Genomic DNA, 18,024 nt, shown 5'->3' with positions numbered 1-18,024 from the left:
TCAGTTCGCATAAGCTTCTCGCTTAAGTTAACTTCAAGCCTCAACAGCGACCCCAGCATCAGTTGGGGTCGCTTTTTTCTAGGCAACAAGGTGCAGATCCATTCTTGCTCCAGACGCGCTTTCCTCGGCCTTGTCCTGTTTAAGCTGCGAACAAAAGGTGTCATGCCCACACTGTTCACGCCCCTAAACGGCCGCAAATCGGGCCCAAAAGTGAATCGTTCGCACATATGTTCAAAAATATGCTAAATTCATTAAAGTTGAACATTAGCAGAACGTGAACGAGGCGAACCGATCCATGCTCACTAAAAACGAATTCGAAGTGCTCGACAGCCTCAACGCTCGGGCGAATTCAAGCCAGCGCGATATCGCGCAAGCGAAAGAGATGTCCGTAGGTTCGGTGAATTCCGCGCTCAAATCCTTGGTGTCACAGGGGCTCGTTGAGGGCGGCACGCTCACCCCCAAAGGTTTTACGGAACTGAACGAGCACAAGGTCGATAACGCCGTGATCCTAGCCGCAGGTCTTTCGCGTCGTCTGGCTCCCATTTCCTATGAACAACCCAAGGGCCTTCTGAAGGTGCGTGGAGAAGTGCTGATCGAGCGTCAGATCGAACAGCTGAAAGACGCAGGCATCGAAGACATCACCATCGTGGTTGGCTACAAGCAAGAGCTGTTCTTCTACCTAGAAGACGAATACGACGTGGATATTGTCATCAATCAAGAATATGCCACGCGCAACAACAATTCATCCATCATGGCTGTGAAGAGCATCCTGGGTAACACCTATATCTGCTCGTCAGACGACTATTTCACGGAAAACCCCTTCCGCCCCTATGTGTGGAAGGCCTATTACGCGGCTCAGTTCGCGGAAGGCCCCACTGAGGAATGGTGCATGGAAGTGGGCGCTGGTCAGCGCATCACCGAAGTACATATCGGCGGCGAAGATGCTTGGTACATGATCGGTCAAGTTTATTTCGACCGCGCCTTCTCGCAGCACTTCATCGAAGTGCTCGAGGCCGAATACGACCTGCCTGCCACTGCTGACAAGCTGTGGGAGCAGCTCTATGTGGACCACATCAGCGAATTCGACATGCGCATGAAGAAGTACCCAGCAGGCTCCATCTTCGAATTCGATTTTCTCGATGAAGTGAGGGCATTCGATCCGTACTTTCTTGAGAACATCAATTCCCGCATCTTCGACAACATCGAAGCGGTGCTCAAATGCAACAAGAACGACATCCATGATGTGTATCCTCTGAGCCAGGGCCTTACAAATCTCTCGTGTCATTTTGCCATCGGAGAAGATGAATATGTCTATCGCCATCCTGGCGTAGGTACCGAAGAGCTGATCGACCGCCATGCAGAGAGCATCGCTCAGCGGGTGGCAGCAGAGATGGGCTTAGATAATACGTACATCTTCGAGGACGAGCGTGAAGGCTGGAAGATATCTCACTTCATCGCGAATAGTCGCAATCTGGATCCCTTCGATCCCGAAGAGCTGAGGCGCGCTATGGAGATGGCAGCTCAGTTGCACGCGCAACCTGTGCAGGTAGAGCGCGCCTTTGATTTTTTCGAGGAAAGCAAGCGCTACGAGCAGCTACTCGGTGGCCCTTCGGCGGTGGAGAACATCCCCGGCTATAAGGATCGCGCTGCGAAGTTCGCACGCCTGAAGGAATTCGTCGAGCAGGACAATGCGCCCGTGTGCCTAACCCATAACGATTTCTTCTATCTGAATTTTTTGATCGACGAAGATGATCGCTACTACCTTATCGATTGGGAATACTCGGGCATGTCCGATTACGCCAGCGATTTCGGTACCTTCGTGGTATGTTCGCAGCTTTCGGAAGACCAGGCGCTCCAGGCGCTGGAATACTACTACGGCCGCAAGCCTACCGATGTAGAGCTGCGCCATAATCTAGCGTTCGTTGCTTTCGCTGGCTGGTGTTGGTATGTGTGGTCGCTCTATAAGGAATCGCGCGGCGAAAACGTGGGCGAGTGGTTCTACATCTATTACAAGTACGCGAAACGATATCTGAACAAAGCGCTCGAGATGTACGAGCACGCAAGCGAAACCCAAAAGGAGAATTAAATGAAGTACGGATTAGCGAGCGGCTGCCTCTGGGCGCTGGACACTACCATCTTGGCTATCGCACTTTCGATGGCTCCGTTCATCGACACCGTGGAGGCTATCGCGTTCGCCTCTATCGTCAGTGCGGCGCTACACGACGTATTCTGCGCCATTTGGATGTTCTTCTACATGGCTCTGCGTGGGCGCCTGAAAGATACCGTGGCGGCACTGAAGACACGCAGTGGCAAGGTGGTCATGCTGGGCGCGCTACTTGGCGGCCCTATTGGCATGAGCGGCTACGTCATCGCGATCAACAATATCGGGCCAGCGTATACAGCCATGATCTCGGCGTTCTATCCAGCATTCGGCGCTTTGATGGCCATGCTGTTCCTGAAAGAGAAGATGGAGCTGAAGCAATTCATCGCGCTCTTGGTGGCACTCGGTGGCATTTGCATCATGGGTGCGATAACCATTACGAATGATCAATATGGCGACCCAGTCCTTGGTCTGGTGTGCGCACTGCTTTGCGTGGTGGGCTGGGGCTCCGAGGCGGTCATTTGCGCTTGGGGTATGCGCGACGAAGCAGTGGACAATGAGACCGCACTGCAGATTCGTGAGACCACCTCAGGATTGGTGTACCTGGTGGTAGTGCTGCCCATCTTCGGTGCCTGGGCCTTCACGCTCGGCGCGATTCCCACGATCGGCACAGCGGTAGTGGCGCTTTCAGCTTTGGCTGGTACGGCATCCTATTTGTTCTACTACAAGGGCATCTCCGTTATCGGTGCGGCGAAAGGTATGGCGTTGAACATCACGTATTCTGCTTGGGCGGTAGTGTTCGGTTTCGTGTTGCTGGGCACGGTTCCTGGTTGGGTCGAGATCGTTTGCTGTCTTCTTATCATGGGTGGCACCATCCTGGCGGCAAGCGACTGGAAAGAACTGTTCAGCAGAAAGAAGAATTTGCCGAAGGATCCCCATGGAGGATTGATGGAGTCGGAGGGCTGATCGCGAACGATCATATCTACATTGCCTAGCAACAATGCGTCGGACGTGCTCGAATGCGTTCGGCGCATTCTAGTTTGCGCATATCTTATGGGTGTGACCTTCGCTTGGTAGACCGTGGGCGCAACATCGTTAGACTGGGAGCCTGCAAAATGTGCCGTCGTCTCGATCGAGAGGGAGATCTGTGGGCAACACTAGGAATAACACGAGGAACAAAGGAGTGTTCGTTCGCGTCAGTCGCGTTGGGCTTGCGTGCATCATCGGTGCGCTCTTGTGTGCGGTCTGTTGGACCGCAAGTGTCCCTGTGGCCCATGCGAGCGGCGATGCCCGTGTTGCGGCGAGCCAGACAGGCCAGGAGCCCCAGACCAACTCGGTTGCTGCCGCAGGCGAACAGGCTCGATCGGCTGGCAGCTGGGTGAAGGCATCCAAGGGATGGTGGTATCGCTATGCGGATGGCACTTGGCCCGCGAACACTTCGCTCCAAATAAAAGGGAAGACCTATCGCTTCGATCCCAAAGGATGGATGGTAACGGGCTGGTCGAAGGTGGCTGGCGAATGGCGTTTCTATGCCAGGTCGGGCGCCATGCGAATTGGATGGTTGAAGACAGGCGGCAAATGGTATTACTTAGAGCCGAGCAGCGGCAAGATGCTCACGGGCTGGCAGAGCGTAGCGGGGAAGCGCTATTACCTGAGCAGCTCGGGGGCCATGAAGACTGGCTGGCTGAAGGCAGATGGCGCGTGGTATCGCTTGGCAAGTTCCGGGGCTCTGGTCATGGGCTGGCAGAAGGTCGGTGGCAAATGGTATTATCTCGATCCTTCGAATGGCAAGATGCTCACCGGTTGGCAAAAAGTGGCAGGGAAGTGGTATTACCTGGATGCTAAGAATGGCGACATGAAGACCGGCTGGTTGAAGCTGGGTTCTGATTGGTACTATCTTACGAAATCGGGGGCCATGGCTACGAACACCACCATTTCTGGCAAGTATTGGGTGGGCGCCGATGGCAAGTGGACCACCAAGCCCACAAGCGCAACAACAGGGTCTTCGAGCGCCGCAGGCTCTACGGGTTCTGCCAACATTCCCCAGGCTACGCTGGAGGCCAACAAGCTAGTGGGCACCATCGCTCAAGGAACCTTGCGCGATACAGTGTTCGCGCTGGTTTCGAGCGCCGAGAATTCAACGATCGATTTCAACGCTGAATATGGCTATATCGAAGACATCGGCGATGGCCGTGGTTATACGTGCGGCATCATCGGATTCACATCGGCAACGGGCGACCTGCTCGATGTGGTAGAGCTCTACGTGAAGCTCGCACCAGCCAACAACCCGCTCCAGCCTTATCTGCCTGCGCTCCGATCTGCGGTAGGGTCGAGCACTCATGCCGGTCTTGGGTCGGGTTTTGTCTCCGCGTGGAAGAAGGCTTGTGTCACTCCACAAATGAAGGAAGCGCAGAACGCCATCTTGAACGGACAATACATGCTTCCAGCGGTGAAGACTGCGCAAAGCGATGGCTTGAGCCCGCTTGGTCAGTACATCTACTATGACGCACTGGTGATGCATGGTCCGGGCAATGATGCGGAGAGCTTCGGCGGCATTCGCGCAGCGGCATTGAAGAAGGCGAAGACCCCAGCGCAAGGGGGCAGCGAGGCAACGTATCTTGGAGCGTTCCTTGATGCGCGTAGCAAGGTGATGCTCAAAGAAGAAGCTCACAGCGACCTTTCGCGCATCACTGTGCAGCGCACCTTCATCAAAGAGGGCAAATGGGATCTGTCGCGACCGCTTAGCTGGACGATGTATGGCGATAGGTTCGAGTTGAAATAATGCCTGATTGCGCAATCGGCCAAAGTGGTCCTAGAAGTCCTTTGGCAGGAAAACGTCGAATTCCGTGAATAATAGCTAAAATAGGAATAGCTCTATACGGAGCTTCACTGACCCTATTCGATACGGAGCCGAACCATGGCGCAAAAGACCGCGAGCATCATCATTCCCTGCTATAACGTTGAGAAGTATCTTCCTCGTTGCTTGGACTCGCTGCTGGCGCAAACGCTCGAAAATCTTGAGATCATTTGCATCAACGACGGTTCGCCTGATCGTTGCATCGATATCCTGCGCGATTACGAGGCGAAGAATCCCGACACCATTGTGGTGATCGACAAGGAAAATGAAGGCGTGTGGCGCGGTCGTTTGGATGCCATCGCCATCGCGCGCGGAGAATATATTGGCTTTGTTGACAGCGATGATTATGTGGAGCCTAATTTTGCCGAAATGCTTTACACCACAGCCAAAGAAAACGACGCCGACATCTCTGTTGGTGGCTTCCATCGTGTGGATGTGGGCACAGGAAAGATTCTCTCTACTGAGATGACCGAAGAGCGCCCGCCGTTCTACGTCGAGCAGGAGCCACAGCGCCTGCTCGAACTAAATGGTGCGCCATGGAATAAGTTCTTCAAGGCCGAGATCTTGAAGAACATCCACGACTTCGAAGTGCCGCCGCGCATCTTCGATGACATGATGCTGCATCTGCTTACCTATCCTATGGTGAAGAAGGTGGCATTCACGCCACATGCGTTGGTCAATTACATCATCCGAAATGATTCGATCATGACCACCATCGACAAGAGCAAGATCGAATCCACCTATAACGCCATGCTCGAAGTGAAGCAAGTCTACTTGAAGGAAGCCAGCGGTAAACTGCTCTATTTCCTCGATGCCGCCGCATTTCTGCATCTGGGGCTTTCGCTGATGTTCCGCATTTCTTATGACAAGACTGCGGATTTGAAGGATGAGCTGCGCTATAACCGCGTTTACCTGGACAAGAATTTCCCCACGTGGAATACTGACCAGATCATTTCGGCTCGTAATGCGCGCAAATACAAGGGTGCGCTTCGTAAGACCTATTACGGGCGCATCATCTATAATTCGGGATTGATGGCAACCGCACTTCAAGCCTATCGTGCTATGATCAGCGCAGGTCACGACATCAAATGGTAGCAGGCTATACTCGTTGGATCATTTTCCGAGCGTGCTCGTTCGGCCTAGCAGCGTGAGAGGCGCTAATCCTCCAAGACGGCATCGTCCTTAAGGAAGACTGTCATTGGGTGTGGGATACGTTGATCTTCAGGCGGCAGTGTTTTCCAGTCGCCATAGCAAGAAGCAAGCACTTCATCGAAGCTAGCAGGGACACGGTATTCGCGACCTTCGAAGGGTAGCGTTGCTGGCTCGAACCAAGCTTTGGGTAGAGGCTTTTCTCGCTCGGTAACACCCAGTATCTCGGCATAGCATGATGAGTCGTGCTCGGCCCAGTTTCTCACTGCATCATCCATTTTCATGGCGTAATGAATCGATCCTCTGCGACGGTAAAAGGGAACGGCAACGCGTTTCACCATGCGTGTGAAAAGCGACGCGCCCTTTTTCGGATCAGAAACTGCAAACATCCTCGCCGTATTCCAATACAGGATCTTGCGGAATAGCGAAGCACCATTTATAGGCATGTCTTCAAGAGGGAAGATATCGATCCATGCCCCCAGCTCTTCGCCACCTTCACAATAGGTTTCATCGACCAGTGTTCGGGTGTCGATGATCCTGCCATAAGGAAAGCGGGATTGGCCGTTGCGAGAATGGATGAATTTGGATGTAGTGCGCAAGCGCCACTGGTCAAAGTGGGAAAGGAGCTTTTCGAAGTCTTCGCGGGGCATCATCACGTCCACGTCGTCATCCCAAGGAATGAAGCCTTCATGGCGAGCTGCGCCGATCAAAGTTCCATAGGCCAAGTAATACTTCAAGCCATGTGCTTCACAGATGTCTGCGAATTCTTCCAGAAGGGCAACTTCGACCTTCTGCACCTCTCGACGATCCAGCTCTCTCATCGGTTCTCCTCTTAATGCGTGAACAGATCGTCGATGTCGTCGTTACCGAGGTTCAATTCCTCTTTAATCTGCGAGGTAGATACACCAGGGGTACGATCGAGATAAACCACATCGCAATAGTCGCGCAGGCATTCGAAGCGTGGGTCGCCTTCCCAGTCGCCGCCCATCACTACCACATCCACATGATAGTCTTTCACGTCCTGGATCTTCTGATCCCAAGTTGATTCGGGAATGACCAGGTCAACATAACGCACCGCTTCGAGCATCTCTTTGCGGGTCTCGTAATTGTGATAGGCTTTCTTGCCTTTGCCAGCGTTGAATTCGTCAGACGAAACGGCAACGATAAGATAGTCTCCCAGTTCTTTGGCTCGTTTCAAAAGACGGATATGCCCGTAATGGAGAAGATCGTAGGTTCCATAGGTAAGGACTCGTTTCATAGCGGCCAACTTTCAAGGGAAGATGAAGGGCTAATATGCTGCCTGGCAGCGTGTTGTCGGTTTGTCCCCTCCATTATAGCCTACGCCACCTTGAAGGTTCACCTTGTCAGCAGGGCTTAGTCAGATTTGGATTTGAGCAAATTCAGAGCTTGCTCGACACGCTTGCGGCTCACAAAGCCATAGACGCCACAGATTCCAACCATCACAGCCCATGCCACCCACAGCGGCAGAATAGCCGAAGCAACTACGAAGCAGACTGTCACGATGATCGACCCCGTCAACGAGCTGAATTTATGCACCTGGAATTCGCGAGAGATGAACCATTCGGAATACAAACAGCGTAGGATCACAGCCAAAACTGCGCCGCCGAATACCACTTCGATAGAATGGAAGCAGTAGGTGCCAACGACCGCGAATAATGTGCTTATGGCCAGAGCCCCCACATTGATGGCTAAGAGTCGCCCCTCTTTGCGCAGCACCCATAAGAAGGTGTTGCCCACCACGCCCATCCTGCTATTGAAGATGCACAGTGGCATGAGCAGGGAGAACAATGCGAAACTAGCTTCATATTGAGGAAGCCACCACGTAAGAAGAGCTGCCATGGGCGCATAGAGCACATAAGTTAGCGGCAAGAGCGCATCAAGCCCGTTGCTGGCTGCAAGATAGAATCCAACAGCTTCATGCTTTTTGGCCTGGCGCAGCGCCGGAAATAAGACCATACTTGCTTGCGAGACAAGGGTCATCACGAAAGAAGTGATGGAAACCGCCAGGGAAACAATACTGAATTCTTCAATGCCCCAGTTCGCATCGACCATGAATCGAGCTACGCCTAAGATGAGCGTGCCAGCGGTGGTCGAGAGCAAAAGCTTACTGCCAACACGAATGCTCTTCCAGCTCAGACTAAGGGCACGCCCGAACCCCACCAGGCCAGCGCTAAGGAAATCACGTCCTTTCCAGAGCAAGAAAGCAAGGGAAGCGCAGCGAGCGATGGTGTAGAAGAAGATGTAGTGCTTGAAATCAGCATCGCCAGTAACGAGCATGATCAGTAACGGTACAAGAAACGTGGTGCAGTTGATGATGGTTGCCAAAGAGTAGAGCTTCGATTCATTCATGGCTTGAAAGAGATAGCCGAAGAAATTCGAAGCGTTGTTCAGTACCAGGTAAAGTGCTGTTAACAGGATAACGAAGGAACGATCTTCTCCGAAAGCCCCGGAAAGTGCTACCGCGACGATGATGCCTGCAAATACACACTGGTAAGCGCATTCGACCCAGAACTGCGAAGCGAGTTGTTTCTTGTGGGTTTCGGCACGCTTCTTCCCGCCTTCGATCAGGTATACGCCGTCATTCAGGCCTAGAGTGAACAGAGACAGATAGGTAGTGTAAAAGATGAAGAGCTGCCAATAGCCAAAATCAGCCACGCCCAATAGTTTTGGAACGACGAGCGAGGTCAGAAGACCCACCAGAGTGCTCATGCCTTGAGCACCGAGGGCCACGGAAAAGTTCGAAAGGATGGACCGGTAATCCATGGAAGGTGTTACCTCGAAGATTTCCTGTTATCGGCGAATTCATGAATATGGTGCATACCGCCTACGCGTTTTTCAACGGGGGGAAGCGTCATGTAGTCTCCGTAAAGATGTGTGAGGAATGCATCAGTATCGCGGGGCACCTTGCAATCGCGGCCTTCGAAGTTCGCTTGCTCGCATTCGAACAGAACATCGCGAGGGATAAGCTCTTTGCCAGCAGCATAGGCCGTTCCGTAATTGTAAAAGTAGTTGGCGGACAGGTCGCGGTATTGGGTCATAGCTTGCTCAAGCGCTGAAATGATCTCTTTTCGGGAAACGAATTTGCTGATCAGCTTTGCTCCATAATAGAGAATGGGAAACAACCTGCCCTTTCCTGTAGGCATCTTGTATCCGCATTTCACTATGTAGAGGTTTCGCAGGAAGGAGACTTTTCGATAGAGTGCCTTTTGTTCTTTTGGGTCATCGGGCATTTCGTCGAAAGGGAAGATGTCCAACCACACACCCTGGGACATGGGCAGATGGTAAGAGTAGTACTCTGAGAGCACGGTGTCTTTAGCTCGGATCTTTCCGAAGACGAATCCGCATCCAGGTTCTGTATTCATGGTTTGGTAAACGTATCGATCATCGAGCTCTTCTTGAGCGATGCGCTCAAAGCGTTCATATTCTGAACGGGGCATCCCTACATCGATGTCGTCGTCCCAGGGAATGAACCCACTGTGACGAACGGCCCCAAGGCAGGTGCCAGCAGTTAGGAAGTATTCAAGGTCGTGCTTTTCTGCTAGACGAAGGAATTCATCGAAAATCTCGAGCTCGATCGCCTTGATCGCAACGAGGTCGTCCTGCTCCACAACTATCCCTTCTCCGCGTTTATTCGTCATATCTAGTCTATCGTATTGTGGCCTCAACGATGCAGTAAAAGGGTGGTCGCCGATACATGCGTCATCTAGCTTTGATGACTTTGAGTGTAAGGGAAAATTGTCTCGATATTGGCGTATAATTTCGTTTTGAGATAAACGCATTCTAAACATCGTGTAAATGAAGGATTTTCGTGAAAACGCTCTTGATCATTCCCGCATATAACGAGGAAGAATCGCTGAAGAAAACAGTTGATTCGGTGCTGGCAAAAGCACCTGAAGTCGACTTTCTTATCGTCAATGATGGTTCGCGTGATGGCACAGTGCAGGTATGCCGCGAAAACCACTATCCTTTTCTCGACCTATCCACCAATTTGGGTCTTTCGGGCGCTTTCCAGGCAGGGTTGAAATATGCTTTTCGTCACAACTACGACTGTGCCATTCAGTTCGATGCAGACGGGCAACATTCGCCGGAGTATATCGAGGAACTTGCTCAGGCAACGAAGATCTATGACATCGCTATTGGCTCGCGCTTCGTCGATAAGAAGAAGCCCCGTTCCATGCGCATGTTGGGCAACAATCTTATTGAGCTAGCCATCAAGATAACTACTGGCAAGATCATCAAGGATCCCACCTCGGGTATGCGCGCATTCAACAAACGCATGATCGCCTATATGGCCAATGGACTCAACTTTGGCCCTGAACCCGATACAGTGTCATATTTGATCAAGCGCGCTAATGCGAAAGTTGTCGAGGTACCCATCGATGTACGTGAACGCATTGCTGGCGAAAGCTATCTGAATCCCTGGCGTTCGTTCATGTATATGCTTCAGATGGCCATCTCCATCTTGTTCGTGCAGTTCTTCCGCAAGAAGATCGGGGGTAGTGCGAAATGAGCATCGTCTTGCGCATTGGCTTGATCCTGGTCTCTCTGTTCACACTCATCTTCATCACGCGCAAGGTGCGTAACGCCCAGATCAAACTAGAAGATTCCATCTTTTGGTTCTGTGTTGCAGGTTTGCTGCTCATCCTGAGCATCTTCCCGCAGATCTTCTACGCCATTTCCGATTTTGCGGGCATCATATCACCAGCGAACCTGGTGTTCTTGTTGTTCATCTTCATTCTGCTCATCCTTGGGTTTAACCTGAGCGTTCATCTTTCGCAAACGGACACCAAGCTCAAAGAGCTCACCCAACAGCTGGCCATCGAAAAGTTCGAGCGTTATTGCAACGATCAAGAGCTGCAGAAAGCTCAGGAAGAAGAAAACGTTGAGGTGGTAGTCGAGACCATTTCCATCTCTGCCAATACCGACAAGGCTGGTAATTAGAAGTGTCTTCTGCGAAAAGCGAATCTCCTGCGGTAAGCGTTCTTGTTCCCATTTGCAACGTAGAGAAGTATCTTAGAAGATGCTTGAAGAGCTTGGTCAGGCAAACCCTAGAAGATATCGAGATCATCTGTATCAACGATGGGTCAACTGATGGATCTGCTGAAGTCATCGCTGAATTTGCGGCGGTCGATCCGCGTATAAAGGTGATAACGAAGCCGAATTCAGGCTATGGTGACTCCATGAATAAGGGGCTTGCCCTAGCATCGGGCGAATTCATCGCCATCGTCGAATCCGACGACTTCATCGACGAAGACGGGCTCGAGCGCATGGTGGTGCTCGCTCAAGAGAACAATGCCGATGTGGTGAAGGTGAATTTCTACACTCACGTGAGTGGTCAAGATTTTCACGAAGATCCCGTGCTTCCAAATCTTGAACATTGCCCGTTAGGCGTTGTGTTCGATCCGCGCGATCAGCAAGACATCTTTCTTACGCAGCCAGCCATTTGGAGTGCGCTCTATCGCCGCAGTTTTTTGGAAAAGAATGCTATTTCGTTCTTGCCAACGTCAGGAGCATCTTTCCAGGACACTTCGTTCAATTTCAAGGTGTTCGCGTGTGCGAAGCGCGTTTATTTGAGCGATGAAGCATGTTTGCACTATCGCATCGATAATAGCAACTCCTCGGTCAAATCGCTCCAAAAGGTGTTCTGCATCTGCGATGAATATAGCGAGATGTGGCGCTTCTTAGAAGAGCGTGGTTTGCTCGATACGCTGGGAACGCGCCTGACCCAGGTGCAATATGGCGGCTATCATTGGAATCTTGAGCGGCTCACGCCGAATCTGCGCTACGAATTCTTCGAGCGTTTCGTTGAGGATTTTTGTACCATCAAACAGCGAGGCTTTCTCGATCTGTCCCTGTTCGATGAAGGCTTGCGTCGCGATATTGCCGAAATGCTCGAATCTCCCGAAGCATTCTTCCGCAAGCATTATGGTCCGATCGAGGTCCAGACAACCTATATCGTTGACCTTATGGATGTGGATGCAAGATCGCTTCAGAAGAAGGCTTCGACTATCCTGGGCATGATCGGGGAAGACGACGAACTCATCTGTCTTTACAACACTTACGACCCCGCGCTCGTTGGAGCAGTGAAAGCGGCATCAGAGGCGGATGCGCGCATCGTCGATGGTGCTGATTTCCTGGCATCGGTTACCCTGAAGAGCTTCGAGGCAGCTCAGATACGCAGCAAGGAGCTTTGCGCCATCGAGTGTGGCGATCTTTCCAGAAGTGCGGCACGCAGTCTTCGTAGCCAATTGGCCCAGAAGCACACAGAGGTCTGTGTCGAGGGCTTTGTTGTAACGAGGGGCTATCGCTACGATGTTGCAAGTCTTCAAGACGCGTCGCTTCCTCTGGTCGTGCCGCTCTTGGCTTTGGGCTTTTATGCGAACTTCGAACGCGTGAAGAAGAGCGATGGCTATTGGCGTGAGGTAATCCAACACTCAACGCATTTCTCGAGTCCGGGTGCGCCCGCATTGCCGGGCGACTATCTTGAAGCGAAGCGCACGTTCAACGCATTGATCGAGTGGGCGTTTTCCTACCGGGCGGTCATAGAAGATACAGCACTGCTCAAGGGTATCTATCAGCAGATCCTCGTTGGTTTGTGGGCAGAGCTTTTAGGGCTTTTCGATGGACTTAGCTATAACGACAGAGCTCGCCTGGCGCCGAAGCCTTCCACGCTGGACTATCCTGCCATCGAGGTTGCCCCGGGAAGGTTCGCGGGACCTGAACAAGAGCATTCGGCAAACGATCGAGAAGTTGATGTCTCGGTCATCATTCCGGTATATAACGCAGGTGAATATCTTTTGACCTGCTTGGAGTCTGCCCTGGGTCAGGAAGACCTCAATATCCAGGTCATCTGCATTGATGATGGATCGAGCGATGGTTCGCTTTCCATCATCGAAGAGATCGCTCAGGTCGATGACAGGATCCGCGCATATCTTGAGCTGAACGGTGGCGCGGGTGCCGCACGCAATCGAGGTATCGAGATCGCCCAGGGGCGCTACTTGGCCTTCATCGATCCTGACGATCTTTACCCATCAAACAACACCCTTGCACATCTCTATGCAGCAGCTTTGGCCAACGATGCGAAGATGTGTGGTGGGTCGTTCACGGCGTTCCTTCCTGAAGGCAAGGATCGGTCGATCTATTATGGCGATGAAACCCCTTATACCATTCGCGAAGAAGGATTCCGCACGATTGAGCAAGAGCAGTTCGATTACGGATGGATTCGTTTCATCTATGCCAAGGAACTTTTTGAAGAGGGGCTGCGTTTCCCCTTGTATCGCTGGTATGAAGATCCGGTCTTCTTCGTACGGGCGAATATGCTTGCGAAGCGCTATTACGTTATCCCTGAGCCAACTTACTACTATCGCGAAGACTATAAGCAGCCTTCTTGGAATGCGGTCAAGATACGCGATATGTTGGCAGGTATCGCTCACAATGCTGCCTTTGCGAAGCAGCACGACCTGAATGATCTTTACGGGCGCCTGATCTATCGTATCGACTACGACTATGGCGAGGCGATTCTTAGCCAAATGGACGACGAAGAGGTGCTCGACCGTATGGCTGGGCTGCAGGCTGGTCTGGAAATAGAGCGCGTTGCCTATCTTCGCGAAAAGGGTTATCTGGCCTACATCTTGAAGCCTTTGTATTATCGGGTGTGCGCAGAGCGCAAGACCGCCGTGCGTCGTCTCGCTGAAAAGGTGGATCATTCAAGATTCTACGAGGCGCTCCAGGCGCGCTATGAACGATATAGGAAACGATAAGCGATATACGGATAGTCCATGGTTCTTGAATTCATCTTGTCATGCGCATTGATCACGCTCGTTCTGTACCTTCCCAGCACGTTGTTGTTGCGCGCTGCCCATCTTTCCTGCTGGAAGGCCATAGCCTTTGCCCCCCTGCTCTCTATCTTGCTCTATAGCATTTTGGGGGTTCTTTATAGCAAGGCAGGCATAACGGCAACAGGGTGGACCATCGGGTTGCCCGTTCTTCTCTTTGCGCTGGTCGTCTATGGCGTAGGGGTACTGCGCTCGCGGAAGCGAGCAACGAGCGCCTCGCGGTTTGATGACGAACCAGAAGGCAAGCTTGGTCTGGTACCTTTGCTCTACGTGGCGGTTGGCTTTGGACTCTATGCGTTCTTCTATTTGGCCGCGATGCCATCAATGGGTCATGCGGCTGAAACCTACGATAATGTCTTCCACTACAACCTTATTCGCAGCTTCGTCGATTCGGGAGTATGGTCTTCGCTCAATGGATCGGTCTACCTTGATGGTGCGAGCGACTATCCTTCAGCCTTCACTCTGTTGGGGGTGTACTATCCAGCTGCTTGGCACGCCATAAGCGCTTTCCCGGTTTCGCTTCTGCGCGTGTCGGTGCCCGTTGCTGCGAATGCGACGAATTTCGTCTTCGTGGTGTTCGTCTATGCGCTCTCGATGTGCCTTCTTCTGCGTGCGCTCTTCGCTTCGAACCGAAAAGCGCTCATCATCGGTGCGTTCGTCACCTTTGCTTTTGGCGCATACCCCTGGGTCTTGCTTGCACATTGGCCGCTTTACCCGAATCTTATTTCCATGACCATGACGCCGCTTCTGTGCGCATCGTTCCTGTTCGCAACCAAGCGCGATGCCACGAAACGATGGAGGGTCTCTTTTGCTCTTATCTTCTTGTGCGGTGTGTTGGCAGAGGCGTTTTGTCAGCCAAGCGCGGTGTTCGTTGCAGTGGTCTTACTCGCTCCCTATGTGGTCAGTGAAGGATCTAGGGCGGCAGCTGCAGCGCTGCGCAAGGTCCGCATGAAAAAGCGCCCCTCTTTGGCTCAACGCTCAACTTCGCTTTCTCGATTCCTTTTTGGTATTGCGATCATCGCTCTTATCGCGGTTGCTTGGTGGGTTCTCTTTAGCCTTCCCTTCATGCAATCGACCGTCAATTACTATTGGACGCCCATCCTGATGCCTACCCAAGCGATGGCCAGTTGCTTGAGCATGTCTTTGGCATTGCCCCTCCAGCAATATGTGGTCGCTTTGATGGTAGCGATTGGTTGCATCTATATCCTTGCGAAGAAAAGGAACTTCACCTGGCTCATCTTCTCGTATCTTTTTGCTTGTTGCATCTTCGTCGTCGCAGCCTCGCTGGGTGATTGCTGGCTCAAGCATTTTCTTTCAGGCTTCTGGTACACCGACCCTTACCGTGCGGCAGCGATCGTAGGAATGGCTGGCGTGCCTCTTGCGGCGTTAGGTCTCTATGCGCTGGTAAAGGTCATTCAGCATCTTTTTGACCTGTTCAAGCCTGCACTTCGGAAAGGTCAGCAAACCAAGCGGAACAAGATCATCTTCGTGGCAACCGTCGTGGTCGTGTGCATCGCGATCTATTCGCCTGTAGCTCCGGGCAACCTGCCATTCTTCAAGCACGTGCAGAACATCACAGCAACTCATGCAGCGCGTCAGATCGCCGTTGCTTACCCCGACTCAGAGAAGGATTTCATCGAACAGGCTAAAGCAATTGTCGGCGAAGATGACGTGGTGCTGAATTTGCCTCACGATGGATCGATGATGGCCTATGGCATGAGCGATTTCCCAGTCTATTACCGCTCTATTTCTGGCTATGGCAAGTTGGGCGAATCTCAGCAGAGTGCGATCTTGCGCGAAGGGTTGTCAGATATTTCTACCAATGACCAGGTGAAGAGGGCTGTTGAAGAAACGAGCGCGGATTATGTTCTTATCTTGACCATCGATCCTGAAGAGATGAGCTTCACCTCAGGCTATAAGCCCGAGCAGTGGGTGGGTATCGAGTCTATCGCGGATGATACGCCAGGCTTCGAACTAGTTCTTGCAAGTGAGAACATGCGGCTTTACAAGATCCAGGACCTACAGAGCTCCTAAAGCAAAGCAGAGCAGCCGCGAACAGGGGAGTGTTTGCTATGATGGAAGGCAAGATCATTCAACTTTGGATCGTTCGGAGCGCAACATGGGCGTAGTGAATCACACTCTATCCAACATCGTTCTTCCTGCCGTTCCCGACCCTTTGGGCGGATGGGAATTATTCTGCAAGCACGTCATGGGCGAGGAAGGGGCTAATCCCAGCACCTCAAGCTTCCAGCCAAGCGCTGAGGGACTCACCTTTTCAGGTTCACTTGACTTCTTCACCTATTTCAATGCCTGCTCGTTGGGGAAGTGGAAGCAGTACGCGCAGGTAGAGAACATTTTTCTTGAACTTGAACTGAGCAGTCTCGACGGCGTTTTTCAGTGGGTGGGACGCTCTTCAGGCGATACGGAAACGCAGCCCATTGAAAGCGGTGTTCGTCTGGTTGCCCTTGAAGTTGAAATGACCAAGACTGGCTCGTATAAGCTTGTCATCCCGATGCCCGCCACTGATAAACAGGTCGTGGGCTTCACCCTTGAAGCCCACGAGCCGATGAACCTTGCGCGCGGTGCCTATCGCGTGACCGTTGACGAGAGCAAGATCAATCCCGTTGTGCTTTCACTGTGCACCACCACTTTCCAGAAGGAAGAATATATCGTTCCCAACATCGAGCTTGTGAAGCAAGAGATCCTTTCATGCGACGACCCGATCGCGCAGCATTTCGAGATGTTCGTTGTGGATAATGGTCAGACGCTCGATGCAGCAGCGCTCGAGAGCGAACACGTGCATATCGTGCCCAATAAGAACACGGGTGGTGCTGGAGGGTTCGCTCGTGGCATGATGGAGTCGATGGCATCAAAGCGCGGCATCACGCACGTCCTGCTCATGGACGATGATGTGAGCATCTCTTCTGAATCTATAAAGAGGACCTTTAACCTGCTCTCTTTGGTGCAGGACGAATATAAGGACGCTTTCATCAATGGTGCGATGCTCGCGCTCGGCGAACCCAACAGGCAGTATGAAGACGTTTCCTATGTTCGCCGTTCTGGCGGTTATCACAAGGTGAAGTCGGATCTTTTCGTGGATCGTGCCGAAGACATCGTCACGAATGAAGCGATCAGCGTTGAGGTTCCCAATGCCTATGGTGCGTGGTGGTTCAACTGCATTCCCGTTAAGAAGATCGAAGAAAGTGGCCTTCCCTTGCCGCTCTTCATTCGCTGTGACGACGTTGATTTTGGTCTGCGCGCTAAGGCGAAGTACATGACCATGAACGGCATTTGCGTTTGGCACGAAGGCTTTGGAGAGCGCTTCAGGGCGTCGGTCGACTGCTATCAATATGTTAGGAACTACCTCATCTCGATCGCGGCGGACGATATCGCTAGCGAGAAGCTCTTCATGGCGCGCGTCGATCGCGACATCCGCTTCAACATGAGATTTATGGCCTACGATACGGTGGAGCTGCTCCTTGATGCCATCGAAGACTATCTCAAAGGCCCTGACTTCATCAAGCAACCTAATGGCGATGTGATCATGAAGGAAAAAGGTGCTAAGAACGAAAAGATGGTCGACCTTTCCCAGATGGACGTGCCAGGCCTTGAGCAGGTTGCAGAAAAGTATGCGAAAGGCGACAATGTCGGATCACTGGCCAACGCTTTCATCAAGGTATGGCGCACTTTGCCCTATGACCGTCACCGTCTTCCCAAGGCCCTGCTGCGCAAGAAGCGTGGCAATGCAGTCTATACCAGCTCGGCTAATTTCGCATGGGATTCGCTTCTAACCGATAGCATCGTGGCTGTTGATCATCATGGCAGCGTTGCCAATGTGCGTACGATCGATCATGACCGCTATGCAGCACTCATGAAGCGTTGGAAGGGCTTGAAGAAGGCTTACGCCGAACAAGGTCGCCAGGTAAGGGAAGCCTATAAGCAGGCTCAACCCGAATTGATCTCATGGGAATTCTGGGAAAACTATCTAGGGGTTAGTCTGCGTTAGACACTTTAGGAGACCGTTCCTCCTGAAATCCCGCTCCTTAAATGAGCGGATGTCT

General features: G+C 52.1%; 13 protein-coding genes. 9 read left to right on the top strand and 4 right to left on the bottom strand.

The features are described 5' to 3' along the window. Positions 1–295 precede the first annotated feature (295 nt). The 4 genes from NFR25_RS02840 (at position 296) to NFR25_RS02825 (ending at position 6,053) form a co-directional block, all read left to right on the top strand. Positions 296–2,086, top strand: a complete 1,791-nt coding sequence (locus NFR25_RS02840) for an NTP transferase domain-containing protein (RefSeq protein ID WP_251197739.1) — start codon at positions 296–298, stop codon at positions 2,084–2,086. Continuing rightward, entirely contained in the window at positions 2,087–3,067 is a 981-nt protein-coding gene (locus tag NFR25_RS02835) for a DMT family transporter (protein WP_251197738.1), read from the top strand. A 217-nt stretch (positions 3,068–3,284) separates the two neighbouring features. Beyond that, positions 3,285–4,883 (top strand): chitosanase, encoded by a 1,599-nt coding sequence (locus tag NFR25_RS02830; RefSeq protein WP_251197737.1) that lies wholly within the window; start codon positions 3,285–3,287, stop codon positions 4,881–4,883. 135 nt (positions 4,884–5,018) lie between these two features. Continuing rightward, entirely contained in the window at positions 5,019–6,053 is a 1,035-nt protein-coding gene (locus NFR25_RS02825; RefSeq protein ID WP_251197736.1) for a glycosyltransferase family 2 protein, read from the top strand. Positions 6,054–6,115: 62 nt separating this feature from the next. Here the strand turns inward: NFR25_RS02825 and NFR25_RS02820 are convergent, their stop codons facing one another. From NFR25_RS02820 to NFR25_RS02805, 4 genes are all read right to left on the bottom strand, one after another. Then, complete coding sequence (locus NFR25_RS02820) at positions 6,116–6,928, bottom strand: LicD family protein (RefSeq protein WP_251197735.1); 813 nt, start codon at positions 6,926–6,928, stop codon at positions 6,116–6,118. An 11-nt stretch (positions 6,929–6,939) separates the two neighbouring features. Further along, complete coding sequence (gene tagD, locus NFR25_RS02815; RefSeq protein WP_251197734.1) at positions 6,940–7,365, bottom strand: glycerol-3-phosphate cytidylyltransferase; 426 nt, start codon at positions 7,363–7,365, stop codon at positions 6,940–6,942. 116 nt (positions 7,366–7,481) lie between these two features. Then, complete coding sequence (locus NFR25_RS02810) at positions 7,482–8,891, bottom strand: oligosaccharide flippase family protein (protein WP_251197733.1); 1,410 nt, start codon at positions 8,889–8,891, stop codon at positions 7,482–7,484. 8 nt (positions 8,892–8,899) lie between these two features. Next, positions 8,900–9,736 (bottom strand): LicD family protein, encoded by an 837-nt coding sequence (locus NFR25_RS02805; protein ID WP_251197732.1) that lies wholly within the window; start codon positions 9,734–9,736, stop codon positions 8,900–8,902. A 200-nt stretch (positions 9,737–9,936) separates the two neighbouring features. On the opposite strand from NFR25_RS02805, the gene NFR25_RS02800 reads away from it, so the two are divergent. From NFR25_RS02800 to NFR25_RS02780, 5 genes are all read left to right on the top strand, one after another. Next, positions 9,937–10,638: a glycosyltransferase family 2 protein gene (locus tag NFR25_RS02800; protein ID WP_251197731.1), complete on the top strand. Its 702-nt coding sequence runs from the start codon at positions 9,937–9,939 to the stop codon at positions 10,636–10,638. Next, positions 10,635–11,069 (top strand): DUF2304 domain-containing protein, encoded by a 435-nt coding sequence (locus NFR25_RS02795; protein ID WP_251197730.1) that lies wholly within the window; start codon positions 10,635–10,637, stop codon positions 11,067–11,069. The genes NFR25_RS02800 and NFR25_RS02795 overlap by 4 nt, the downstream gene beginning before the upstream one ends. A 2-nt stretch (positions 11,070–11,071) precedes the next feature. Further along, positions 11,072–13,888 carry a glycosyltransferase family 2 protein gene (locus tag NFR25_RS02790; RefSeq protein WP_251197729.1) on the top strand — a complete coding sequence of 939 codons (2,817 nt, stop codon included), beginning with the start codon at positions 11,072–11,074 and terminating at the stop codon, positions 13,886–13,888. A gap of 18 nt (positions 13,889–13,906) precedes the next feature. Continuing rightward, entirely contained in the window at positions 13,907–15,997 is a 2,091-nt protein-coding gene (locus tag NFR25_RS02785) for a DUF6541 family protein (RefSeq protein ID WP_251197728.1), read from the top strand. 64 nt (positions 15,998–16,061) lie between these two features. Further along, on the top strand, positions 16,062–17,969 hold the full coding sequence (locus NFR25_RS02780) for a glycosyltransferase (protein WP_251197727.1): 1,908 nt from the start codon (positions 16,062–16,064) through the stop codon (positions 17,967–17,969). The last annotated feature ends 55 nt before the right edge of the window (positions 17,970–18,024 follow it).

It is taken from the genome of Anaerotardibacter muris, assembly GCF_943192915.1.
Taxonomy (GTDB): Bacteria; Actinomycetota; Coriobacteriia; order Coriobacteriales; family Eggerthellaceae; genus Anaerotardibacter; species Anaerotardibacter muris.
The sequence above is the reverse complement of the archived record's forward strand: the minus strand, read 5'-3'. Positions and strand labels throughout refer to the sequence as shown.

Coding starts and splice junctions, on each gene's coding strand:
- NFR25_RS02820 (WP_251197735.1), bottom strand. CDS start 6,928: ATGAGAGAGCTGGATCGTCGAGAGGTGCAGAAGGTCGAAGTTGCCCTT.
- NFR25_RS02795 (WP_251197730.1), top strand. CDS start 10,635: ATGAGCATCGTCTTGCGCATTGGCTTGATCCTGGTCTCTCTGTTCACA.
- NFR25_RS02785 (WP_251197728.1), top strand. CDS start 13,907: ATGGTTCTTGAATTCATCTTGTCATGCGCATTGATCACGCTCGTTCTG.
- tagD (WP_251197734.1), bottom strand. CDS start 7,365: ATGAAACGAGTCCTTACCTATGGAACCTACGATCTTCTCCATTACGGG.
- NFR25_RS02825 (WP_251197736.1), top strand. CDS start 5,019: ATGGCGCAAAAGACCGCGAGCATCATCATTCCCTGCTATAACGTTGAG.
- NFR25_RS02835 (WP_251197738.1), top strand. CDS start 2,087: ATGAAGTACGGATTAGCGAGCGGCTGCCTCTGGGCGCTGGACACTACC.
- NFR25_RS02810 (WP_251197733.1), bottom strand. CDS start 8,891: ATGGATTACCGGTCCATCCTTTCGAACTTTTCCGTGGCCCTCGGTGCT.
- NFR25_RS02840 (WP_251197739.1), top strand. CDS start 296: ATGCTCACTAAAAACGAATTCGAAGTGCTCGACAGCCTCAACGCTCGG.